General features: G+C 59.6%; 20 protein-coding genes. 14 read left to right on the plus strand and 6 right to left on the minus strand.

The features are described 5' to 3' along the window. Positions 1 to 987 (minus strand): CHASE3 domain-containing protein (locus tag ACZLZQ_RS20330; protein ID WP_472950927.1); only part of this gene is annotated, 987 nt, incomplete at its 3' end. Positions 988 to 1,582: 595 nt separating this feature from the next. Between ACZLZQ_RS20330 and ACZLZQ_RS20335 the strand changes: the two genes are divergently transcribed. Beyond that, entirely contained in the window at positions 1,583 to 2,374 is a 792-nt protein-coding gene (locus tag ACZLZQ_RS20335) for a DUF3667 domain-containing protein (RefSeq protein ID WP_472950928.1), read from the plus strand. Continuing rightward, positions 2,266 to 4,308, plus strand: a complete 2,043-nt coding sequence (locus ACZLZQ_RS20340) for a TPM domain-containing protein (RefSeq protein ID WP_472950929.1) — start codon at positions 2,266 to 2,268, stop codon at positions 4,306 to 4,308. The genes ACZLZQ_RS20335 and ACZLZQ_RS20340 overlap by 109 nt, the downstream gene beginning before the upstream one ends. 466 nt (positions 4,309 to 4,774) lie before the next feature. On the opposite strand, the gene ACZLZQ_RS20345 is transcribed toward ACZLZQ_RS20340, so the two are convergent. Beyond that, on the minus strand, positions 4,775 to 7,168 hold the full coding sequence (locus tag ACZLZQ_RS20345) for a putative bifunctional diguanylate cyclase/phosphodiesterase (RefSeq protein ID WP_472950930.1): 2,394 nt from the start codon (positions 7,166 to 7,168) through the stop codon (positions 4,775 to 4,777). Positions 7,169 to 7,364: 196 nt separating this feature from the next. Between ACZLZQ_RS20345 and ACZLZQ_RS20350 the strand changes: the two genes are divergently transcribed. Continuing rightward, complete coding sequence (locus ACZLZQ_RS20350) at positions 7,365 to 8,168, plus strand: ABC transporter substrate-binding protein (RefSeq protein ID WP_472950931.1); 804 nt, start codon at positions 7,365 to 7,367, stop codon at positions 8,166 to 8,168. A 604-nt stretch (positions 8,169 to 8,772) separates the two neighbouring features. Beyond that, positions 8,773 to 9,111 carry a hypothetical protein gene (locus ACZLZQ_RS20355; RefSeq protein ID WP_472950932.1) on the plus strand — a complete coding sequence of 113 codons (339 nt, stop codon included), beginning with the start codon at positions 8,773 to 8,775 and terminating at the stop codon, positions 9,109 to 9,111. Between the two features lie 68 nt (positions 9,112 to 9,179). On the opposite strand, the gene ACZLZQ_RS20360 is transcribed toward ACZLZQ_RS20355, so the two are convergent. After that, complete coding sequence (locus ACZLZQ_RS20360; protein ID WP_472936631.1) at positions 9,180 to 9,482, minus strand: hypothetical protein; 303 nt, start codon at positions 9,480 to 9,482, stop codon at positions 9,180 to 9,182. 168 nt (positions 9,483 to 9,650) lie between these two features. On the opposite strand from ACZLZQ_RS20360, the gene ACZLZQ_RS20365 reads away from it, so the two are divergent. Then, entirely contained in the window at positions 9,651 to 10,145 is a 495-nt protein-coding gene (locus tag ACZLZQ_RS20365) for a hypothetical protein (protein ID WP_472950933.1), read from the plus strand. Positions 10,146 to 10,306: 161 nt separating this feature from the next. On the opposite strand, the gene ACZLZQ_RS20370 is transcribed toward ACZLZQ_RS20365, so the two are convergent. After that, on the minus strand, positions 10,307 to 10,552 hold the full coding sequence (locus tag ACZLZQ_RS20370) for a hypothetical protein (RefSeq protein ID WP_472950934.1): 246 nt from the start codon (positions 10,550 to 10,552) through the stop codon (positions 10,307 to 10,309). Positions 10,553 to 11,450: 898 nt separating this feature from the next. Here ACZLZQ_RS20370 and ACZLZQ_RS20375 point away from each other — a divergent pair. The 4 genes from ACZLZQ_RS20375 to ACZLZQ_RS20390 all read left to right on the plus strand — a co-directional run bounded on the left by ACZLZQ_RS20375 (position 11,451) and on the right by ACZLZQ_RS20390 (position 13,700). Then, complete coding sequence (locus ACZLZQ_RS20375) at positions 11,451 to 11,654, plus strand: hypothetical protein (RefSeq protein ID WP_472936608.1); 204 nt, start codon at positions 11,451 to 11,453, stop codon at positions 11,652 to 11,654. 116 nt (positions 11,655 to 11,770) lie between these two features. Next, complete coding sequence (locus tag ACZLZQ_RS20380; protein WP_472950935.1) at positions 11,771 to 11,977, plus strand: hypothetical protein; 207 nt, start codon at positions 11,771 to 11,773, stop codon at positions 11,975 to 11,977. An 831-nt stretch (positions 11,978 to 12,808) separates the two neighbouring features. Further along, positions 12,809 to 13,054: a hypothetical protein gene (locus tag ACZLZQ_RS20385; protein ID WP_472936610.1), complete on the plus strand. Its 246-nt coding sequence runs from the start codon at positions 12,809 to 12,811 to the stop codon at positions 13,052 to 13,054. Between the two features lie 208 nt (positions 13,055 to 13,262). After that, a complete protein-coding gene (locus ACZLZQ_RS20390; protein WP_472950936.1) occupies positions 13,263 to 13,700 on the plus strand; it encodes a hypothetical protein in 438 nt (145 codons plus the stop codon). Between the two features lie 160 nt (positions 13,701 to 13,860). On the opposite strand, the gene ACZLZQ_RS20395 is transcribed toward ACZLZQ_RS20390, so the two are convergent. Both ACZLZQ_RS20395 and ACZLZQ_RS20400 read right to left on the minus strand, forming a co-directional pair. Then, positions 13,861 to 14,106: a helix-turn-helix domain-containing protein gene (locus ACZLZQ_RS20395; RefSeq protein ID WP_472936615.1), complete on the minus strand. Its 246-nt coding sequence runs from the start codon at positions 14,104 to 14,106 to the stop codon at positions 13,861 to 13,863. A 310-nt stretch (positions 14,107 to 14,416) separates the two neighbouring features. Next, positions 14,417 to 14,635, minus strand: coding sequence for a hypothetical protein (locus tag ACZLZQ_RS20400; protein WP_472936612.1), 219 nt, complete (start codon positions 14,633 to 14,635; stop codon positions 14,417 to 14,419). A gap of 1,098 nt (positions 14,636 to 15,733) precedes the next feature. Between ACZLZQ_RS20400 and ACZLZQ_RS20405 the strand changes: the two genes are divergently transcribed. The 5 genes from ACZLZQ_RS20405 (at position 15,734) to ACZLZQ_RS20425 (ending at position 24,232) form a co-directional block, all read left to right on the plus strand. After that, a complete protein-coding gene (locus ACZLZQ_RS20405; protein WP_472950937.1) occupies positions 15,734 to 16,930 on the plus strand; it encodes a diguanylate cyclase in 1,197 nt (398 codons plus the stop codon). Positions 16,931 to 17,704: 774 nt separating this feature from the next. Next, entirely contained in the window at positions 17,705 to 19,624 is a 1,920-nt protein-coding gene (locus ACZLZQ_RS20410) for a putative bifunctional diguanylate cyclase/phosphodiesterase (RefSeq protein ID WP_472950938.1), read from the plus strand. A gap of 290 nt (positions 19,625 to 19,914) precedes the next feature. Continuing rightward, positions 19,915 to 21,129 (plus strand): adenylate/guanylate cyclase domain-containing protein, encoded by a 1,215-nt coding sequence (locus ACZLZQ_RS20415; RefSeq protein ID WP_472950939.1) that lies wholly within the window; start codon positions 19,915 to 19,917, stop codon positions 21,127 to 21,129. 482 nt (positions 21,130 to 21,611) lie between these two features. Then, a complete protein-coding gene (locus ACZLZQ_RS20420; protein WP_472950940.1) occupies positions 21,612 to 23,180 on the plus strand; it encodes an ABC transporter substrate-binding protein in 1,569 nt (522 codons plus the stop codon). A gap of 44 nt (positions 23,181 to 23,224) precedes the next feature. Beyond that, positions 23,225 to 24,232, plus strand: a complete 1,008-nt coding sequence (locus ACZLZQ_RS20425; protein WP_472951096.1) for an ABC transporter ATP-binding protein — start codon at positions 23,225 to 23,227, stop codon at positions 24,230 to 24,232. Positions 24,233 to 24,302: the final 70 nt, after the last annotated feature.

Consider the following 24,302-nt stretch of genomic DNA (forward strand, 5'->3'; position numbering starts at 1 on the left):
GCGGATTGGTTCGAACTCGGCCGCAACGACGCCATCCATTCGGGTGGTTAAATCACCAGCAGACAATCCGTTGAAGCCTTCTTCAACTGCAAAAACAAACTGCTTCAGATCATCGGCTTTTGCGGCTTCGACGAGCGAGTGACGGTCGCGCTGAGCCTCCTGAGCGGAACGGTTTGCAACAGCTTCCTCTTCCAAACGTACTTGCTCTATGGCTGCCTGCTTAAACGTCAGTACGGTAGACGCCATCGCTCCAACTTCATCTTTTCGTCCAGTGGCTGGAACCTCGACTGTTCGATCGCCTTTAGCGAGCTTTTCCATCGCTCCACGCAGCAGAACGATAGGGGCGGCAATGCTCCGCGACAGTAGGGTCGCCATGCCGAGGGACGTAAGGACCAGTAGCGCGATACCTACCTCAAGCGTGAATACGCTATTGCCATAAGCTCTCTGCTGCTCAGTCGCGTTGGTCTCTGCCTGACTTTTCGTAAGCGCCGCCAGCGCATCGACAGCTTCTTCGGCAGGATCGATAAGGGCGCCAGCTGCATCGGAGAGCGCTAGCTGTCGAGCGGCACCGAGAGTGCCAGGCTCTTTTGCCAGTGAGATCGATTTCTCTACGATATCGCGCTGCCAGCTTGCGGTCGCTGCCACAGCTTTCTCCGCGGATAGCTTGGCGTTCGGTATATCGGACGCAGCATCTGCGTAATTGGCAATGTGAGCATTAAAAGATGCGCGGTGCTTTTGAAATTTCTCGATGTAAACGGCGTCAGTAGTCAGGAGATATCCACGAAGCGAATTTTCCATCCGTGTGAGCGCGGCCCGAGACTCCATTGCTTCGCGCCAGCCTGCATTCACCTGGCGGTTAAACGTCCGCACGCTCTCGATATGTTCGAGCCTTTCGTAAACAAGGCCGCCCATCGCCAGAACGCCCGCTAGCAGTATGCCGAAAGCGAGCATCAGCTTCCGTGAAATTCTCATATTCTGCAGCGTCATCGCTCATTCCGATCGATAGAAGGAAAATACTATCTAGTAGAATGAGATTAATGCCCGGCTACCGATCGGCTGCGCCAAACTTACCTGATTGATTCCTGTCTGGTTGGTTAACAGAAATACCGGCGATCTTAGCCAACCGAAACCACGTAACCACAAAGGCTAGGCTCCCTGACTCGTAGAAATTTTTAATAAATGTCAATCGAACCACTGGGGTGCGGCGCGAACCTTCGCCGTTTGGACCACGGCTAACGGTAGTTATTAGCTTTGTGCATCCGGAAGCGACTTGTCGGTTTTCGGCTTGGTGGCGACAACAGAAATGATTTCCGCTTTGCGCCCATGTTGGTCGTTTAGCGATTGATGGACGAAGCTCAAAAGCGGCCATTAGATCAATTTGTCGCCGAAATAGCCGGTCTGATCTGACGAAAGATCCCGTCCAGTAGAGGGCTCTGGCCGGGCACTTTCAATTGGCGCAAACTGCATTGGAACTGGCTGCGCCAGAGAGCGGGCGAACTATCACGGCCAAGAGTGCGCACTTCTGCGTAGCTGTGAGATATAGGGAGGCATCATTCTGCGAGAAAAATATAGTCGGAGGCTGATGCTCAACCACTCGCCCTCTGTGCCGGAAAGATTGTCGGCTGCCCATTTCGATGCCCTTCTTTGCCGCAACTGTGGCGCTGAGCTCGTTAGTCCATATTGCACCGTCTGCGGACAGGCGAAAGCAAAGCGGCTTGGCACTGCCGAACTGAAGGCCGAGGCCTGGGAAAAAATCCGCTGGTTCGAGGCGAGCCTGATCTGGGCGGGGCTGAAAGTCGTGTTCCAGCCGGGCCGGGCGGCCCGGGACTACGTGCTCGGCGCCCGCGCATCGCACACTCATCCCTTGAAGCTGCTGCTTGCGGCCATCGTTCTCCTGCTTTTGGTGGTCTACCAGACCGATTATCTCGGCTCGACCAATCCCACGCTGAACAGGGCGATCGCCCTGGTCCAGAGCTACTCGAAATGGTCGTTCTCGCTCGGTCTAATTGCCGTCTTTGTCGCTTCGACGCTGACTTTCTGGCGGGTGCGCGGGTTCAACCTTGTCGAGCATCTTGTGCTCGCCACCTACACACACTTCGTCATCCTCGCCGCCAGTATCCTTTCCATCGCACCCCTGCTGTTCCATTCGACGCCTGAACTGGTGAAGGCGCACCGCTGGCTGTCCGGCAGCACCATGCCGTTCGTAGAGGCGGGCATCGTCTTCCTTGCTTTCACCCAATTCTTCGCGATCGATGTCCGGCGGCAATGGTGGCGGCCAGCGCTCGGCGCGTTGGCATATGTGCTAGTAAAGAAGGGCCTGTTGACGCTCTACGCCCGCGCCGTCATCAAGATCGTGATGGCGCAAGTCAGTTGAAGGGGAACGAGGATGCTCATTGCCATCGCAGGGAAGGCAGACGCATGAAGCCCCAGAGGATAGCTACCGCTCGCCTGCGTCTCCGGTCGTCCGCCTGGCCTTTTCTGGTGTTCTCCGGATTGATGGCGTCGCCGCTTTCCGCCATGGCTGCGCCATCGAACGTCGCTTCTAAGCCCGCTGACGAGATCTGCAGGATTGTTTTGGAGGGTATGAACAACAGCGCGCCGATGACGAGCGTCCCGCCGCAGCGTCTAGCGCAAGCCGAGGCGCCGGCGGACGATGAAAAGGCGCTGGCCGACGAACTTGCCGAGATGCTGCAGGCCTGCTCCTATGACGGCACGCCCCTGAAGGTCAGCGCCAGGTCGCTTAGGGGGGGCGAGCGCTCTGCCGGTGAGGCCATCGTCGGGGAGATCATGCGCTACACCGGCCTGCCGCAAAATTTCAAGGTTGTCGAAGGCAGCGTTCCCAATGCCGCGGCGATGATTGTGCTCGGGCCTGATCGGCTACCGCAGCGGGTGATTTCCTACAATGCCGCCTTCATGCAGCGGGTGCGCACCGCCACGCGCAGCGGCGGCGACTGGCCGGCGGTATCGATCCTGGCTCACGAGATCGGCCACCACCTCTCTGGCCACACGCTCGTGCCCGGCGGCAGCCAACCGCCGATCGAGCTGGAGGCGGATCGTTTCAGCGGTTTTGTCCTGTTTAAGATGGGTGCCGCCTTGGCCGACGCGCAGAAGGCCATTTCAACCCTTGTTCCGGTGGCCGATGGGCCTACACATCCGGGCCGGCCAAAGCGCCTTGCCGCCGTCGCGTCGGGATGGACCACGTCCTGCGCCCAGTCCGCCACCGGCTGCCCGAACGACACCGTCGCGGCGGCCACCCCGCCTTCGACGACGCCCGCCCCGCCGGTCCCCGCAGAACCTGCCGCACCAGCCGCTGCCCCCGGTCATCTATCGGAACCCTTGGCCACCAAGCGATCCTCGATCGCAGACGTAAAGATCCCCTCCGTCGCCGACATCGCCATGCCCTCCACCGGCAGGGCCGGTACGCCAACCTCCGGCAATACCGCCAACCTCGTCCTCAGCACCGCGCTGGACGCCGTCCCGCCGCTTGACCCCGATGCGACGCCCGGAAAATTCGACCGCTTCGTCTATGACGAGGTCGGCATCTTCGACCCCGCGGTCAAGGCCGAGCTGGCGAAGCGGGCCTACACTTATGCCGCCGCCAACGACGTTGAGATCGTCACGATCGTCGCAAAAGACCTGCGGGGCCGCACCGCGGACCAGTACGCGCTCGATGCCATGCGGCAACTGCGGGTCGGCAAGCTCGAGGTCGGCAACGGTGCTGTCTTGGTTGTAGCACCCGGCACGAAAGAGGCGGGCTTGGCCCTGGGGGCCGGCCTGTCGATCCAGTACGAGAATACCGATGAGCTCCGCCGCTATCTCACGCGCTATCACGACCTAGTTGCCGGCGGCGCCCGGCCGCAGCGGGCGAGCGATCTGATCGTCGACGCCTCCAGCCGGATCATGCGGGACACCCAAGCGCTCGAATGGGCCGTCCGCTTCCCCAGCTTTCCGGCCATGCAAGCCGAAGCCGATACCTACCGCGCTCGCCAGCAGGCTGGCGAAAAATACGACGCAGCCAAGGATCCAACGTGGCGCAAACTTCTGCGTGTTCGCGCGACTCTCGTCGGTAATGACCCGGCCGCGGCTGGCCTTGACGTCAACCCGGTCAAGCAGCGCCGCATCGGGCCGGCGCTTCACGTCCGCACCACCGACGGCACGGATGCGGTCATCTATGCCAGCCCCCTAGTCGGCGCGATGATGCCGACCGCGCTCGAGACCGGCCGCAGTTATGCCTTCGTGCTCCGCGACAGCTTCATGGCAGCAAACGTGCCGCAGTTCGACCTAATCAGCTTCGATCTTATCCAGTAGGGCGAGGTAGCACGTCTCCCACGGCGATAAGGGTAAGCAGGTGGAAAAGTTTTGGCGACGAAGAGATCACATTGCACGGGGTCAACAAGTGCTCTCACCAGCGCAGAGCTTTTGAAGGTGCAGAATAAGCGTGAGCCCGCAGAGCTGAGCGGCCGTTCCGCAAGCAAGGGTTTTCGATGGCCATCTAGACGATGGACTCTCGTTCGCACTGACTAATACGCCGCTTGCAGGCTTCCATCGACCAGGGTCCATCAGTCCATCAAAACATGAACAGTATGCTGTAAGCTCAATTTCAAATGACGCCGAAAGAGACCGTTCCGGTTTCGGCCAGCGGCATCTGAAATCAATGCTGATGTGTCGCGGCGGTCTCAAACAGTTAGTTGGGAGGAAGCGGCGTTTGGTAGAGCGGACCATCCCCTGTAATCCCACATCAGGACGATCAGCTTACCACAATGCGGATATGGAATTAGAAGATCGGCGGAAGCCTCGGTATTAGATTCCGTTCTGTTGGCTGATAGAAGCCGGTAATTTGCCCTAATGAGTTCAGAGGCATAGGTCTTGAGAACAGATAACCCTGCAGATCTGTGCAACCAAGGGCGACTAGAAAGTCCCGCTGTGCCTCGGTCTCGACCCCTTCGGCGGTCGTTGATATTCCGAGCGTACGCCCAAGGCTGATGAGCGCGGATACAATTGCTGCTCCGTCTGCCCGTGTGTCGAGTAAGGAAACAAACGAACGGTCGATCTTTATTCGGTCGATCCCAAACTGCATCAGATGGCTGAGCGAAGAGTACCCAGTGCCGAAGTCGTCGAGGGAGATCTGAATTCCTCTTACTCGCAAACGCTCCAAGGTAGCGGCGACTTCGCAGCTATCGGCAATCAGCGCAGATTCTGTCACCTCAAGCTCCAACCGCGAGGGCGGCAAGCCCTCTTCAAGCAGCACCTTTCCGACTTCTTCGACGAAACCCGGAACTCGCAACTGCAGAGGTGATACGTTCACCGCGACGAAGGTCGTGGCTGACCAGTTCGTTGCGGCGCGGCAAGCCTCGCGCAGTACCCAATATCCGAGCGCTTCGATCATCCCGCCTTCCTCCGCTAGCGGAACGAAGCTAGTTGGGGCGAGCAGGCCGTGCTTCGGGTGATTCCATCGGATCAGCGCTTCCGCGCCGGCGGCATTGTGACCCTTGGCAGCGCTGTGGATGGTCTGAAAATAGAGCTCGAGGCTTCCGGCTTCCTGGCGTTCGGCTCGTTGAGGAATGCCCTCCGGTATAGTGCGCTGATCACCGCTCGCTTGGATGCCCAGCAAGGAACGAAGATCGTTCTTTAAGATCTCACGGACATTGCGGCCATCCTCCATAGCCGGTTGGAACTGTACCGAATTCCCGCGGCCCTGATTTTTGGCTTCGTATAGAGCGACGTCGGCGTGCCGCAGGATTTCGCTAGCGCTCCCGGCGGATGGAGGAACCGTGGTCATGCCGATCGAGCCGCCAACATGCGCCACCACTTCGCCGGATCGGAGGTGGAACGGACGTTTCAGTTCGGTAATCAGCGAGCCCGAGACGGCATCGAGCAGGGCATCGCCGCTTCCGATGTCGCGTAGAAGAAGGGCGAACTCGTCTCCGCCGAGCCGCGCCAGCGTATCGCACGGACGAATTATCGTCCGCATACGAGCCGCAGCCGTGCAGATCAGCTCGTCACCTGTAGCATGACCGAAGGTGTCGTTTACCGCCTTGAAGCGGTCGAGATCGATGAGCGCGACGGCCCAACGCGGACCGGAGCCCGACATGTTGGCGAGGCATTCTTCGAGGCGAGCTGAGAAGAAGCTCCGGTTGGGCAATCCCGTCAGAACATCATGGCTTGCGAGGTGCTGAGCTGTAGCTTCGCTCAACTTGAGTTCGATGAGACTTGCCCTGAGCCGTACGAGCAGAAGGAGGAACAGCACCACAATAACGAGCGCGGCGCCCGACAGAGCGGGCAATAGACGGCCGATCACCCTGGAACCTGGCAAATCGGGGCTCCAGACGATAAATCCGATGGGTTCGCCGGTGGCACCGGCGTCAACCTGAACGGCGACCTCGTTCTCCTCAGGATCAGCCGAACGCGCGAACCGAGCTCCGTTGAGACCTTGTTCTCTGCTTAGATCATCGAGCACGTCCCCGTCGAGAAACCGGATCGCGATCAGGAAGCGCATTTCTTCCGGCTGAAATCTCTCCTCATCGACCCCAGGACCGGTTCCACGGGATATTAGAGCGATACCAACGATCGTAGGGCGACCCTCGAGACGCATAAGTTCGGCGAAGGCGCCGCGCTGACCGCCGTCCAGCGAAGTGCGACGCTGAACCAGACCGGAACTTGCCTGTCTGATATCCTTCTGCTCCTGAAGGAGAGGAGCAAGGAGGGGCTTCATCCAGAGATACCGCTTCGTCGTATCCGGATCGGAGCGCATTGCCAGCTGTCCGTTGCCATCAACGACGAATGCCCTGTCGTAGCCGAACACCGCAATGACGATGCTGCTGATCGACTCCGCCGCGTCTAGCCCGACAGGATCAGAGGTGCTCTCCGGGCCCTCGGTATCTGAGCTGGTGCGGTGAGCTAGATTTGATGACAGGAGGGACATGTATCCCGAGCCGACCTGTTCGATCGCTTGGGAAACCTGCGCGACCTGTTCGCTAAGGCGACGCGTCACGAGTCCGCGTTGGCGTTCAAGTGCGGCGGCGTCACTTTCGGCGCCTGCCCAGATCCCAGCCAAGATCACCAGACCCAATGTAGCGACGCCTATCCCCGCGATCAGGGAAAGAATGCCGCCAGAGGATTTGCCCGCCCGATACATTCTCGGCAGAGCGTCAGGGAGATGAATTCGCACAGGTGGCCTCTCGCAACAGGCCTACAATCTCTCCAAAATGTTTACTTAGCCTTACAGAATAAACGTTATTCTCTTTCGCAATGCTCATGCGAAAGTTCCGCAAGATCGATCAATCCATCGCAACCCACCATGTCAGTAATTTAACCCGCCATCCGACTGTCTCCCGGATCAATAAGCGTCGATTGGAAAGGTCAACATGCGCATCGCCCTCTTCGGAACTCTCCCGCTCAGCACAGTCTTCGCGCTCGTGGCGGGGATTACGATCGTGGGTCTATCAGCGACAGCGTCGGCGCAGGACGGCGGAGCTACGAAAATAGCAGTGGAAGGCACCTTCCCACCATTCAACTATCTCGATGCAGATAACAGGCTGCAGGGTTTCGACGTGGAGATTGCACGGGCGCTTTGCGGCGCTGCGCAGCTTGCCTGCGAATTCGTGACCGAAAAGTGGGAGGACATGATCCCAAACCTGAACGCAGACAAATATGACGCCATTGTATCTTCAATGTCGAAGAGCGAGGAAAGGCAGAAGCTTGTCGCGTTCACGGACAGTTACTACACCAGCCCTTCGGTGTTTATCGTTCGAAAGAATGCAGATTTGCCCGATTTCCGTTCCAGCTCCCTTGGAGGCTTCACCATGGGTGTGACACTTGGCACGGTGCAGGCAGCCTATGTCGCGCAATCATTTCCCGACGCGAAAGTTACTGTATTCCCCTCTTCGCCCGATCTCTACAAGGGTCTTGCCGATGGAAGCATCGACGTCGCCTTCGAAGACAAGCTCGCCATCTACGATTGGCTGACGAACACCAAGGCCGGCAGCTGCTGCGAGTTCAAGGGAGCGGATATAAGCGATCCGAAGTTCTTCGGTGATGGGGCTGGTATCGCGATCCGTAAATCCGACGAAGAGCTGCGGGTGAAGCTCAACACTGCCCTAGCACGGATCACAGCCGACGGAAGCTACGACGCCATCAACGCGAAGTATTTTCCGTTCAGCATCAGATGACCAGCAAGCTTTGAGATAGAGAGTTCTCGCAATTTGACGCTGAACAACGTTCCTGCAATGCAGTATCGCAGGACGGAGACGACTAGGCGGAAGGTTGGAACTCTAGTAATGCGAAACGGATATGAACGTACCCGCATAAGGAGCGTGACCGGAATGGCAGCTATTTGCGGGCTGGCCCCGCAAGCGGACCGACCGCTGTCGGCCCATTGCGGCGCCGGAAATCATTTCCGGGTTGGGTAGATGAACGAACCCGCTCGAGCTTGATGGGAGGCAGCTTCAAGGGTTTCGGATTGATGCAGCATCCGGAGCGGCGGGCGCAGCCGAAGAGGCGCTGAGCCAAGGCAAGGGCAGCAGAGGCCGCCCCGGGAAGACGCCAGGCATTGGCGCTGGCCGGGCAGCCACGACAGGCTTCAGTGTTGCTGCCACCATCGACTCGCTGGCCAATGCCACCCCTGATGAAGCGGCAGCCCGCGGCAAAGCGTTGAATGAGTGGGCTGACGCGAACGTGCCTACGCCCTCCAACCTGTTCAAAAGCCTCTCGGGGGAAGGAAGCCCGCAGAGGGCATCGGCTGGTCCGTCGCACGCTGAAGCCGAACGCGACTCTATGTCCTCGCTGCGGGAGCAGTTCGGCAGCCTGATGGATCGCTTCGGGAGCTTCATGGCCGGCATCAAGGGATCGGACGTGATCGACGCTGTGGGGCTCGTCTCGACGCTGAAAGGGATACAGTCCATGACGCAATCGGTGGCCGCTCCGGCAAATATGTCGGCCGTGGTGAACGACAGCCGTTCGTTCCCGGTCACGAACAACATCTCGGCGCCGGTAAGCGTGTCAGTCACCCAGGCAGTACAGGCACCCGCCTCTGTCGGCAGGGCGATCGCCACTGCCGTAGGCATGTCTGCGGTGATGCCACGCGCCGCCGTGGTGGTCTCGCCGTCGAACTGATGATGAAGAGCCAGAGGATGTCGCCGCCAGAGGAAACATCCGGTGGCCGGCGTCCTCGGCCGTCTGCCTCAATGGCTGCCGGCAACGGCCATGGCTATGGCGCCAAGGACGGATCCGCACATCACGACCGATGACATCTCGCGGCCAGACAGCTTCATCACGCCGCCGGTGATGCCCATGGCAATGACCGCCACGGCGAAAAGCAGAAGTTCACTGTCGGTTTTCGCAACGACGTGCACCGCGACCACAACGATCAGCCCGACCACGATCATCAGGGCGCCTTTCCAAGGCGTGATCCGAGCCAGGCGGGCGCCCAGCAGGCCGCCGGCGATCGCGGCAACCATGATCCAGATCTGTGCTGCTTCTTCCATCCGAAAGTCTCTCCAAGCCTGTCCGATTCTTGCCAAGACACCTGATGACGGACATTTAAGGTTTGGTTAGCGTGAAATCCGATAATGTGCACTGGAAGATAGTCGATACTTTGTGCTCGCCTTTAGCAGTAGGCATACTCGATCGACAATTAGCAGGAGTTACTCCTCATGCCTTTGTCCAGCATTCCAGAACAGCTGCACAGCTACCTCGAGCCATGGTTTATCGGCACGACCCGCAAGCCCATCATCGAGTCAGCGTACCCCCTGATGCTGATCGGGCACCCGGCTGACACGTTCGATGAAGCTATGGCCCACGCCAACCTGACTGGCCTGCCACTGTTTCGGGTCAGCCTGATGAAGCTGAATTGTCTTCCAGTTGAAACGATTGCTTCGATCGTTGGGCACATCACCGAATTCGCCGGATCGATGTCATGTATACTGATGCTAGAAGACGTTACGGAATGCCCGATGCGGTATTCACGTTCGGTTTTGGCCCAGCAACGGCTGGAAGCGGCCCTTTGCAAGGGCATCCGGCGCATGCCGCATCCGGCTCACATCATTTGTACGGCAGTATCAGAAGTCGGCGATGACGGACTGCGGCGGTTGTTCAATCGCATGGTCCTGCCCGAGCCAGAACAACTAAAGCGCATTCTGGCGGCTTGAATCTGCAAAGCGAGGCTTCTGCCGGGCGATCGCGACTGGCAGCAGTTCGAAGCGTACTTGCTTCCAGGGCCGATGCCTCAAGTCTGAGGGCTGGAGCGCCGGGATTGCAGTCACTGCGATCCTAAGTCTGCTTCAACTCCTTTCCCCATCGTTCACCCGCATCACCGCCCAGATTTGGACGATGAAGCTAGAGGAGAGACCGCCGAAACGCTCTGCTCCGTAAGAACGTCGCTGGCTCTTGCGCACTCGATATCGTCGAGGGTGTATTCCGTCACAGCTGTGAGGTCGGCTGGCTCTATGGCGGCTTCCAACATGCTCATGATTGTGCGGCGGTCGTGATCCGTCAGCGCCTTCCTATCGCTGATCAAACCGAGACGGCGAAGAAGGTTCGTGACGGCATTCAGCATTGGGAGCCTCCAGCGAATGGCGGGTACAACTAAGGGTGTTTGACGCGGTGCGGTAGCCGTTGCGCTACCTGCTACGGAGGGGGTTGACTGCTTAGCTCGCGCTGCGCCCCAGCGGGTTTTTTGGCTCGAATGACGACACCGGTCAGGCTTCCCATTAGCAGCAGCGAATGCTTGTCTGCTCTACCTGCAATTGAGATGGTGCTACATGACGTCGAAATGCCCGAAGTGCGAAAAGCTGCTTACTCGTCTAAATTTGGAGACCGTCGACGGCAGTTCAGCCGTCGGCTCTTCGGTCTGGAAAACCGTCGTACTATCCTGCCCGTTCTGCTCGACGGCGATCAGCGCTCAGATAGACCCGATCGCAATAATGGCGGATACGGTGAAGAAGGTGGCATCCATGCTAAGGGTGCAGACGTAGCTGTTGGCGGTTCCACCCGATAGGAACAGTTACACTCATCTTTCCACGGCGTTCACTGCAGACAGTTTAACGCCGTCGGGCCTCAAACGGTCTGCACAGCGTGATCGTAGCCAAGCGGCCCAGAGCGAGGAATGACATGGCGTTGAGCTCAGCAAACCATTCAGTGGCGAAGGAGGAACTGGCGGATGGTCGGATGCTCATCAAGGTTTACAAGGGCGCCGCTCGGCCACGGGAAATCTTGTGCCAGGATTCGGACGAGGCAGATCTGATCTATTACCGTGAATATGAGATACAGCGGAAAGCGGCCCTGTAGCGATCTCTGTCAATCCGCGGGTCATCATCGTGCTCGGCGCGGCCAGTCCGATTTGAATGTTCCGCAACCAAATCTTAAGCATGAAACGCACATCCCAGTTTTCAGCCTAACTTTAATGAGTTCAATGCGTTGGATCCTGCTTGGTCGCGAAATGCGAGGGAGAACGCGTGTCCGCTTTCATGACTAAGTTCAGCTTTGCGCTGAGGGTACCCCGTGCAGTCTCTGAAACTGACCTTGGCATTATCGAAGCGATGATCGAGATCGGGGCGGACGATAAGGAGATATCCGACCAATTCGGCTACTCGTTGCCTGTGATCGAGAAAGTGCGGATGAACCAAAATACTTCACCCTACCGGGTGCTGGCCTCGTGAACCCCCAGCACCGTAGCAGAAGTCCTAGAAGCCGCGCAAAGCTCTTAGCTCAGAACCTAAATCACGGTCGGAACCGGTCCCAGGCTCACTCTATGCTTCGAGGAACGAGGTGCAGAATGTCCTACGATCGGTACAGCCTAGCTGAAACTGGTGATGGGACAACGTGGTCGATCATCGACCTGATTACCGGGCATCCGGCGTTTGTCCGCGATATTGCGCTCGACTACTTGGAGATCGAGGAGGCCGACGCGCTTATCGAGCTGATGAATTTCGCCGACCATCAGAGGCGCGTTCTGTTCGCGGTTCGCCGCGGGCTGGAATAACTAAGGGTCTAGTACCGATCACTGGACTGCAACGGACGAGCTATAGCGCCTGAGGCAAACCGGCGACACCAATTTTACCAAGTGTCGCCGGCCCTTTGTACCTGCTTCAACGCTAACACTGGAGTTCCCTTAGGCGTTGTTGTCCAACCTTCGGCAATAGATCATACCTGAGGCTTGCGGCACTGCGTACGAACAACGCCCCTACTCAGGCGCTGGGCGGCGCCGATCTGTCCAGATCCAATACAGATCAGTTTTAGCTGCCACGCACACTTTCTAAGATCTTGGTGAGGCGAGCGATTTCGCGCCGATGGAGGTCCGCTGCAGCGTCGTGCTTGCTCTCGATAAGAAGCCCTTGCCGACGTGCGATCTCCTGCTCCGCATAGTCCGTCAGCACAGTAATGACCCATCCCACCCGATCCACAAGCTCGTCGGGGATCCTGGCGCAGTGACCTGTCCCGGTCCAGTGGCATGCAGACGCAAACAATCAGCCCCGGAGTGTTGCGCATAAGCCGGCCCCGGGGTCCTTACCCGCGGATCGGCCGCTACAGCATACAAATCTGTATGATGGCGGAACCGCCCAAATTTGGGCGATGGCCATGACACCGTCCAGATCTGGACCGTTACCACATTGCGCAGTTCTGCGCGGTGGTACGAATTTCGTCCCACCATCCAGATTTGGATGATGGATCGATGAGCTCCACGGCAACCGTACGATCAGAGCGAACAGTTGAAGGGGTACCGCTTCGTTACCCCTTTGAACCCGACGAGCGACATTTTCGGAACTAAAGCGGCGAGGTCCACCGTTCTGCTTTCAAAATCTGGGAGCGCAGAATGGTAGAGATCGACAAAAAGCTTGAGCTTCTAGAGCGCGATGTATCCGACATCCGGCAGCACATTACGGCCATCGAAAAGGAGGACATGACCGGTGCCGTCTCAATTGGCTCGCCGAAGGGCCTTCGAGACGTGGACCCATCGGCCCATCTCGAAGAGTATCGTGCGAAGCTGGCTGCCGCCGAGGAGCGATTGAAGGTCTACAAGGCCAAGGTTGCAGCTTCCCACGAGGCCGAAGGACACTGACTGGCGCCGAAGGCGCAGAGTTCTCGGCGAACTGCCGGGGATTTGGATGATGACCGCATTCTGCAGAAAGAAGCCGGCGTAGAGACGCCGCCGTCCGCAGCGTTCTTAGGGCCTTAACCGTAGCGAATCGTTCTTCGGAACTCGTTTGCGTGCGGTCGCATTTGGGGCATAGAAATTCCAATCCGTAGACAGATGTGATCCCGATCCGATGAGCATATCGACAGCCACGCAGCGCCTCGACGGTACCGGCTATCCCTTGCGAATGGTGCTGGGCGCGACGGCTGGCACTTGTCTCATCGCAAGTTTTGTCGCCGATCTCGCCTTTCTTGGCACTGCCGACGTGGCCTGGACGATCTATTCCGCATGGCTTGTTCTTGCCGGAGCGGTCGCCAATGGCTTTGCAGTTACGGCAGCTTTTCTTAGCGCCGCCCGGCAGCGAGGCGACCGGCGCGAGCTAAGCTGGACTGGGTTTCTCGGATTTTGCGGTGTATGGGGACTGACGCTGATTAGCGCGATCGTCCACAGCTATGGGGTGGCCGGCTTCCCTGCGGGACTGGTACTGTCATCGCTTGCTGCGGCCCTGGCGATGGCGCTCGGCCAAGCGCATTGGAAGGCGATTCGCAGCGCCGCTTCCTACGACTATTAATCCAAACGTGGATTTCAAGAGCGGCGAAAGCTTCGGCAGATGCAGCGATGTCTGCTTTATTTGACGACTGGACAGATGTTTTGTCATCTGGCCACCTTCGAGGTATCGGGGCTCCGGAAAACTGCCGCGCATTAGCGGAATCCAACCGGATCCTGTCGCTTTAATTGTCTACTAGCAAGTCCACTGGTACGTCCAGAATATCTGAAAGAACAGCCAGCTCAAGGCCATGAGGCTCTGCTCCCTGCTCAATTGCCGCGAGCCGCACCTCGGTAATTCCAGCGTCGGCCGCAACATCATGCTGCGACTGCCCAGATGACTCGCGGAATGCTCGGACAGCAGTTGCGCCATCTTCAATGGCCGCGGTGACAGGGGCAGGGACTTGGAAATCGGTTTCTCTTTTAGTCATCACCCTCAAGACCTCTCGGTAAAGCTTCGGATGCGTCTCGCTCCAGCCTAGCAGCCCGAAGCCGCGCAGTCTTCTCTGCCCTGGCTTCCTTCTGCGATGCCGCACCGGATCCAGTGCCCCGCAATTTCTCTATTTCGGCGGACGGACGGAAATGCTTGTTCGCAGCCTTAACGGCCGCCGACTCTTTATCAGCCAATGTAAGTATCCGAATAAGTTAACGTATTGCTAGCATACGGCAAACAGCCAGCTGCGTCTCGCGCATGCCGTGGATGGAGCGCGCGCTCTTAGCAGACATCAGAAGCGAGGCGCCTTAGCCCATACTCTCATGGTAATGTCGGGTCTTGTTCACCAGCTTTTTCTCGTCCGCTATTGCCCGGTCAACCGCCTCAATCATCGCCTGAACATTCACCAACTCACTGATTTTCGCGGTGCCGGTGACGCTGATAGCCAAGCTCCGACGCTCGGTTACCAGCTGATTGCGGATCTTTTGTAACGCCTCTTCGTATTCACGAGATTTATCAGAGGCCATGGCAATCTTTCAGTTTTATTCGCAGGCCTGAGCTGCGATGAGGTTGGCAGCGAGTAGGCTTGATGGCCAATCCCGCGTCGCGCAAATCTGATGCGCCATCGCTCAAGCGCAAAACGGCGACACCTATTGAGGGGTTGTCGCCGGCCCTTCGCAACTGCTTCAGCGCTGACACTGGAGTACCCTTAGGCGCTGGTGATGAAGCGTCACCCATCGGGCATGCCTGAGGCCTACGGCACCACTACGGTGATACGCTCTTTCTCGCCGTCAGCACCTTCAGGGGGTATTCCATTCTCTGCCCATAGCGCCCGTGCCAGCTCTAATTCCCTCGCTTGGTCGGCTAAACGCTGCCAGTTCCTTCTTGCCTCATCATGCCGAGCTTTCACGCCAGGCGTTACCGCGTTTCTCGCCTCGATCTCTGCTGCATCTGCACGGGTTTGATAGTCGGTGCTGGTATCCACGCGGCTCAAATTCGGTTCCCTTTGATGGTGTCTACGTTGCACGGATTGCCGGGGTCCAGCGGCCCCCCCCGGAAATGAAGGGAACTAAATGCAACATGACTGCGACATCAAATCGATGGAAATGCCGCATATACTGTCGCTAACTGTCTGAAAAGGCTTCGGAAATTTCTGGCTGGGGAACCTGGATTCCCAGCCAACTTATTAAGTGCCTGAAACTGCGTGGTTTTAGTCGTAAAATACCCATCAATTCGAGGCGAGAGTGGACCAGCGTTGTGGACCCGTCAACCCGGCCGAGACATCGCCTGGAAAGAGGTCTAGTCGCCCAAACCGCTCGGCGAATTTGAGCATGCACTGAGCGACAAGCCACATTTGCTCAGCTCCGAACGACAGCTTCGCGCCCATCTCGGCCGATTAACAATCCTCGGGGGCCGCCTGTAAGCAGATATTCTGCTCGCCGTTCTGCACTGCTTCACCGGGTTTCCCACATAGCGCATCCTCAAAATCAGCGCCGATGATGCCATGCATTCCTTTTACCTTTGGCGTGTTTACTGTTCGGCGGTCGCCCTTCCGTGCTGGTCCGCCCGGGAAGTTGATCGCGTCCGCCTGTCGGCACTGGACGACGGCCGAAGGAGCCTCCGCTATGAGCGCAACGATCCTCTCGCCGGCCGACGGCGCAGCGACCCTTACCGTCCCGGCAGCGGCCGACCCGAACGCCCGGCTGACGCGCGGCGCGACGCTCACCTACAGCCTCGCTCTAGCCTTCATCGCGCTCCTGTCGGTCTCGGTGCATTTCCTTCTCGACAGCGTCATCGCCCAGCAGCGCGATTCGGCAACGCTGATCAACGTCGCCGGCCGGCAGCGCATGCTATCGCAGCGCATCGCCCTCCTCGCCTCGGACCTGCGCGCCGGGGACGAGACGGCTCGTGCGCCTCTTCTCGAAGCCGCAGCGCTGATGCAGCGCTCGCACGACGCGATCGGGCGAGGCGACGACCTCGGCATCTCGAACGCCCTCTCGCCCGACGCACGCGCCTATTTCGAGCGCGGCGCGGACGCGTTGGACGCTATCGTCCCGGCCTATCTCGCCGCGGCCCGCCTGATCGTCGAAGACCCAGCCGGCGTTGCATCGGACGACGCTTATGCGATGCTGCAAACCAGCGCGCGTACCACGCTCCTTCCAGAGCTGAACGGCGCCGTGACGATCTTCGAGCGGGAGGCGACCGAGCGCCTATCTTGGCTGCGCACTGTGCAGGCCATCGTCCTCGGCATCCTTCTCGTGACGCTGGTGCTGGAGGCGCTGTTCATTTTTCGCCCGCTCGTCGAGCGCATCCGCCGCCACGCCTCCAAGCTGACGGAGCTCGCCAGCCGTGACTACCTGACGGGTCTTTGGAACCGCAGGTCCTTCTTCGAGGCGGCGGATCGCGAGCTCGGCCTTTCCCGGCGCACTCAGAAGCCGATCTCCGAAGTCGTCCTTGACCTCGACCACTTCAAGTCGGTGAACGATACCCACGGCCACGCCGTCGGCGACGCGGTGTTGCGGCACTTTGCGCACGTCGCCTCGGCGACCCTGCGGCGCACCGACATCCTCGGCCGCATCGGCGGCGAGGAATTCGCGCTCATCGTCCCGGAGGCGGATGGTGCCGCGGCCCTTGTCGTCGCCGAGAAGCTGCGCTCGGCCATCGAGGCCGACAACCCGACGGGCACGCCGAGGGTGACGGTCAGCATCGGCGTCGCCGAGGTGGCGGCCAACGACGGCACCATTTCCTCTGCCGTCGAACGCGCCGATGCCGCGCTGTACGAGGCCAAGCGCGACGGGCGAAACCGCGTAGTCGTTGCCTGACACCATCAATCGGTTGGGCCTGTCCGAACTATGCATCCGACGTAGGCCGCCCTCAGGCAGCGACGGCTTCATCCTTATGGGGCCGCCGCGGCCCAGTTCCATGGCAGAATGAGGCATGTTGGCGATGCGAGAGAGGTCAGAGGCAGGCAAGGCCTGCGGATCGATGTCGTTGAGCGTGGCGGTTGCAATCATCGTCAGCATGAAGGCGCAACGATCGGCGAAGCGGTGCGAGAGCCAGCGGATGTCCAGGATCGTCTGCCGAGGACGACACCAAGTGGCAAGCACACCCCCACATCAGACGGCCGCGAGGCTTCGTCGCGGGTCCCCCTCGACGCGGACTGCGAATTGAGGGTTCCCCACGTCGACTCAGCATCCCGGACACGGCGGACATGAGGTGCCGGCTGGCGCGCCACTCGGCCAGGCAGTGGGCAGATGCGCGCTAGGACGCGATAATCCGGCATCTCCACGCAGAGACATCGTCGGACTCGATCGTCGCGAACTTCGCCTGGAGTCCTTCGTCATTGGCAACCAAGAGCTCGCGGTTTGTATAACCATCATCCTGAGTGAACGATCGCCGACGGTACCTGAAAACGTCATCGACTTATCCATTCATTCAGATTCATCTTGGAGGGTATGCCTTCAGGACGGTATGCTCCATTAAATGCGTATTTACCTAGCGGCCAGTACATGGGAGAACCAAATAGAACGACTGAAATAAAAGGGTGAAAATTTTACAGCCATCTGGCATTATAATTCTCGAATACGAGGACCGACATGCCCAGCGCTTCAAGATTATACCTCTGGTTGACCTTACGAGATACTCAGCCAAACTTAGCTATCGCTCAATGCCGTGAACTCCAGAGTCAAATTCCACTGCTCTACGCGCTGCTGAGCGTAAATGCGGTCGCGGTCGCGTATACCCATTTGGACTTCGCTCCTGCCTGGATGAGTGTTTGGGTGCCACTGGTACTAGTGGTCGTCAGCTTAATACGCCTCGTCGTCTGGATAAAAATGCCGGTGCGGGCGGTGAGTGGCCCAGAAGCCATCCTAACGCTCCGGAGAACTACGATCCTCGGCTGCTTGATTGCCGCTGCTTACATTTCTTGGTCGCTAAGGTTGGCCAGTTACGGTAGCTACCAACAGCATGCTCACGTAGCGATTTTTATTGCCGTTACCGTCATCGGCTGCATTTTTTGTCTGATGAACCTCCCTCAGGCTGCCCTTGCCGTCACTGCCATCGTGACCGTGCCCTACCTTGCCTACTACGTCTCCCTAGGAGACGATGTCTACATTGCAATTGCCCTCAACATACTTCTCGTGACCATCGTGATGATCCGAGTTCTGCTGAACAGCCATCACGGGTTCGTTCTTTTGGTCCGATCTGAAGCCGAGACCCAACGCCTGAATCACGAGGTTAATATTCTAGCCAACACAGACCCGCTAACGCGACTACCAAACCGTCGTCTATTTTTCTCGCATTTGTCCGAGCACATCAGCATGCAGGCTAAGGACGGCGGAAAAATTACCGTTGGAATTATTGATCTGGATCGCTTTAAGGCGGTCAATGATACCTATGGGCACATCGTCGGCGACCAATTGCTGGAAGTAGTCGGCGATCGCCTCCGTGCCGTATTTGGCTCCGACAGGCTGATCGCGCGACTTGGTGGAGATGAGTTCGCCTTCTGTGTCGAGATGGACGGAGAAGCCGCGACCGCAGTTGCTAACGATGCCTGCGAGGCACTGTCGGAGCCTTTCAGGCTTGGCGAAATTTCCGTCTCGATCGGAGCGTCCTGCGGGCTGTCGACCTCAACGCCCTTCGTTGACGGAGCCATGTCCGTTTACGATCGGGCGGACTACGCCCTGTACAGTGCCAAGAGCGAGCGGCGTGGGTTCGCGGTGCTCTATTCGGCCGAGCATGAGCGGCGTATCAGATCGGAGCGCGCTGTCGAAGCGGCTTTGCAAGCTGCCGACCTTGAGACGGAAATGGATGTCCATCTCCAACCCATCGTCACTGGCCCAACGGCAGAGACGACGGCGGTCGAGGCGCTGGCCCGGTGGACCAGCTCCTCACTTGGGCCGGTCCGCCCTGACATCTTCATCCCCATCGCGGAGCGCGCGGGGATCATACACCGTCTGACGTTAACCCTCCTCCGGAAGGCGTTAGTCCATCTCAGACGGCTTCCGTCCGAAATCAAACTATCGTTCAACCTGTCGGCGCATGATTTAACCTGCCCCGCGACGGTGCTGGGCATTGTGGCAGTCATCCGTCAGTCGTCTGTCGAACCCTCTCGCATCATCATGGAGCTGACTGAAACGGCGGTCATGCGCGACTTTGATGCCGCTGAGGCTTCGATCGTCTTGCTCCGCGGTCTTGGAGTTCAGATTGCGCTCGACGACTTCGGCACCGGCCATTCGAGCCTCAGCTATCTGCACCGCTTGCCGATCGATAAAGTAAAGATCGACAGAAGCTTCGTCGTTGGGACGGGAACCGAGTCCGGGCGCGAACTTTTGGCAGCCATCGTCGCCCTCTGCCGATCGATGAAAATGCAGTGTATCGCGGAAGGCATCGAAGAAACCTGCCAGCTAGAGATTCTGCGTGGCATCGGATGCGACACTTTCCAAGGCTTTCTGTTCGCCAAGCCCATGAGCATAGAGGATCTGATCGACTGGATGGCCGAGCGCAAGGCAGCGTAAGGTCGGGCAGCTAGTCGCGAGATCGCCCCGGGAGCGGATGGTCGGCTTTGAGCCCATCGCGGTATCGAAAATTATTTATGGCCTAGCCTGAAGCCTTGGCACCGCTTCAGCCGGCTTTTTGAAAACTGTTCGTCAACGCCATCGACGTGAAGTGAATCATGTCCGATGCGCTCCGTCGAAACTGACCTGCGCCCTGTCTCCGTGTGAGACGACCTGTCGATCCGTGGTCGATCTATTCCATATGAGGTGATCCGCGGGGATATCTGGTCCGCTATGGAAAGCCGACGATCATGACGAACGCCCAATTTCAGCGCATCGCCGCTTGGACCGCTCGGCAAGGTCTCGCCGGGGCCAGCGAGACGGAACTCCTGGACGGCTTCTGCGCCGAATGCACGGAGGCGGGTCTGCCGCTTGCACGCGCGATGCTGATCATCGACACGCTACATCCTATTTACGAAGGCAGGGTTTTCCGCTGGCGCAACGACGGTGTTCCCGAGGAGTCCATGGTCCAATACGGCCGCACCGACAGCGGCGCCGCCGCAGCGGACTGGCAATCCAGCATCTTCTACCAGATGCTGGCATCGGGCGATGAAGAACGGCGAGTCAAGATCGCCACGGACGGACCCCACCCCTGGAAGCATCTTGCCGAGCTGAAGGATACTGGCCACTCCGACTACGTTGCCTTCGTCCACCGCTTTTCCGGCGAGTCGAGCATCGGCGAGATGGACTGCCTCTATAGCTACTGGGTCACACGCAATCCCGACGGCTTCGACGAGGAGAACCTTGCCGACCTGCGCGCGCTGCTGCCTGCGCTGGCATTGGCGGTCAAATGCGCCTCGCTCGCCCGCATCGCGTCCACACTGGTCGAGGTATACCTCGGCCGCGATGCCGGACGCCTTGTCCTCAGCGGCCGCATCTCGCGCGGCGTCACCGAGACTATTCAGGCTGTGCTCTGGTTCTCGGACCTCCGAAACTTCACCACCATTGCGGACGCCGCCGAGCCCGGCGAGATCATTCCTCTCCTCAACGACTATGCCGGCGCCGCAATCTCAGCCGTACATGCTGCCGGAGGCGACGTGATGAAGCTCATCGGCGACGGGGTGCTCGCAATATTCAAGGCTGAGGACCCATCCGAGGCCTGCCGCTGCGCGTTGCGGGCCGAGGCGGACCTACGCAGGAGCGTTGCCGCCCTCAATGCGCGAAGGGTTGCAGGGCAGCTGCCGGTGACCACTGTGACACTTGGCCTGCACATAGGCCCTGTCTCCTACGGCAATATCGGCAGCGACGATCGGCTCGACTTCACCGTCGTCGGCCCTGCGGTAAACGAGGTCAGCCGCATATCCTCGATGTGCCGTTCGGTCGACCGCGGCATACTTGTTTCCGCGGACTTTCGCGCGGCGACTCCTCAAGACGAGCAGGAGAACCTCGTATCCGTCGGCCGCTATGCGCTACGCGGCGTCGGGCGGGCACAGGAACTGTTCACCATCGATCCGGCGATCCTCTGACTAAAGGCGGGGCGCAATCAGTCAGCCATAGGTGGACTGCGGTCAGGCAGCTTTTCGTCGTTTGCGGAATGGTAGCTTTTATAACGATCAACCCGAAAGCTGCCTGTCTGCTCTCGGCCCGACCTCGTCATGTAACTTGTGTCAAGCCGCGCCTGAAAGCCGTTATCATGCGATATCGGCGGCAGCGTGCGCGGCGATGTTGCTCTGCTTGCCCTATGCACTGTCCCCAAGCAGACGCTCATGCTGACTTATTGGGACATGGAACCAGGAAGTTGTCTGTCTCAAGATTTCCATCGTTTCCATAGGTCGCCTGTTGCCTTTTGCGGGGCGGCACTAAGCCGGATAGCCAGAAGCGTTACGTGATCCCTCCAGAGGGACAGAGAATGCGGCCGGGACTTTCATCAATCCGTCGCGTGGCTGTCACCCGGCGTTCGCACTGCGGCTCTAACAGTCGCCACTTCCAAGACAAACGGAGTGGTTTTATGATACTGCGTGTTTTCACGACGGCATTGACCGCGGGGTTTCTTGCCCTCGGCAGCGCTGCGCCTGCCGCGACCCAAGCCGAGAGCCGGCCGAACATCGTCGTTGCCGTCGCCGACAACCCGCCAACGCTCGAGCCCGCCAAGGAACTATCCAATGTCGGCACGCGCATCACCTATTCCGTCTTCGACACGCTGATCCGCCGCGACTTCTTGTCGGCCGAAGGCGGCGGCGGCTCGACGCTCGTCCCTTCGCTTGCCACGGATTGGAAGCGGACCGACGACAAGACGCTGGAAGTGACGCTTCGTCAGGGAGTGAAATTCCACAACGGCGCGGACTTCACAGCCGACGACGTCGTCTTCACCTTCTCGCCCGAGCGCCTAATCGGCAAGGATTCGCCGCTGCCCCAGGGCCGCGCCTATTTCGGCGTGCTTGACCGTGTGGAGAAAGTCGACGACCACACCGTGCGCTTCGTCACCAAGCAGCCCGACCCGCTGCTCGAACAACGCCTAGCCTCTTGGGCGGCCTGGGTCGTAAACAAAGCGGACTGGCTGGAGAAGGCCAAGGGCAAGGGATTTGCCCAGTTCCCGGTCGGCACGGGTCCATTCATGCTCGACGACTACAAGGCCGACCAGCATGTACGGCTGAAGGCCTTTGACGGCTACTGGGGCGGCAAGCCTACGGCGGAGAGCGTCACCTTCCAGAAGGTGCCTGAGCCCGCCGCGCGCATCGCTGGTCTCGTCAGCGGCGAGTTCGACATCATCGCCAATGTCGCGCCCGACCAGATCGCCCAGATCGACGGCTATGACGACATCGAGACTCGCAGCGTCGTCCTCGCGAACGCCCATGTCCTCGTCTACAACACCGACAAGGGCGTGCTGGCGGACAAGCGGGTGCGCCAGGCGATGAACCTCGCCATCGACCGCAAGCTCTTGGTCGATGCCCTCTGGGCCGGAAAGGCGACCGTACCGAACGGCCACCAGTATCCCGAATACGGCGACATGTACCAAGCCGACCGGCCGGCCCTCGAATACAATCCGGAGAAGGCGAAGAAGCTTCTCGAAGAGGCAGGCTACAAGGGCGAGCCGATCGCCTATTCGACCGAGCCGAACTACTACCTGAACGCCCTTCCGGCAGCCCAGGCGATTCTCGAAATGTGGAAGGCCGTCGGCATCAATGCCACGCTCGATGTCCGCGAAAAGCTCGACACGATGCCGAATGATGAGCTGATGGTGCGCAACTGGTCGAACTCGACCCGCTATCCCGATCCGGTTGGCGGGCTGTGGAACACCTGGGGACCCTTTGGCTCAGCCCAGAAGACTTGGGAGACCTGGGCCCCACCGGAGTTCAACACGGTCGGCCAAGCCCTCGAGACGACGCTGGACCACGCCAAGCGCTACGCCTTCGCCGTCAAGCTGATGGACATCTTCGAGGACGACGCGCCGGGCACCATCCTCTACCAGCCGCTGGAAACCTACGGAGCGCGCAAGTCTCTGAAATGGCAGCCCTATACCTTCTACTACATGGACTTCAGGCCGTATAACCTGACGGACGAGGCACACGGCTCGTGACGTCAGCCGTTCTTGAGCGCCACCGCGCCGGCCAAGCCGATGCGGTGGCGCGGTGGCGCGGTGCCCCTGACGCACCCGCCCCGACGCAGGTCCTCGCGATCGAGCATCTGAGCGTCGGCACCGGCGACGTTGACCTCGTCATCGACGTCTCGCTTGAGGTCGCGCCCGGCGAGACGCTCTGTCTCGTTGGCGAGAGCGGTTGCGGCAAGAGCCTCACCTGCCTTGCGGCGATGGGGCTGCTCGCCGATCCGGTCCGGCGGCAGACCGGCAGCGTGGTTCTGAGGGGCCGTGAACTGACCGGGCTCTCTGAGAAGCAGTTCCGCGAAATCCGCGGCCGCGACATGGCGATGATCTTCCAGGATCCCGTCGCCTCGCTCAACCCGGTGCAGCGCGTCGGACGGCAGGTCGCCGAGGCACTCGTCGTGCACGAAAACATCGGCCTGCGCGCGGCAATGCCGCGGGCGATCGAGCTTCTCGACCGCGTCGGTATCAAGGATCCCGCGGAAAGGGCGAGGGACTACCCGCATCAGCTCTCCGGCGGCATGTGCCAGCGCGTGATGATCGCCATGGCGCTCGCCTGCAAGCCCAGGCTGATCGTCGCCGACGAGGCGACGACGGCGCTCGACGTCACCACCCAGGCGCAGATCCTAAAGCTAATGAAGACGCTGCAGCAGGAGACGGGCACGGCGATGATCTTCGTCACCCACGATCTCAGCGTCGTCGCCGAGATCGCCGACCGCGTGGCGGTGATGTATTCGGGCCGGATCGTCGAGACGGGTCCGGTCGACGACATCTTCGAGAACCCCGCGCATCCCTATACGCGCGGGCTGATGGACTGCCGGCTGCACGCGCTGACGGCGGCGCGCGGACGCCTGGCCGCCATCGCCGGCACGGTGCCGCGGCCGACGGCACGCCCGAGCGGCTGCGCCTTCCGGACCCGCTGCCCCCGGGCGACCGATCTGTGCGAGACCTTGCCGGCGCTGCGCGGCTACGCGGCCGCACAGACAGTGGCATGCCATTATCCCGGACCAAGCCAGGGGCTGGCGCCGTGACCGGCGCGGGAACGGACGCCCCTTCTAAGGCTGTGCTGACCCTGCGCGAGGTCAGCCGTCACTATGGGGG

The organism is Mesocryomonas lacus, assembly GCF_055730105.2.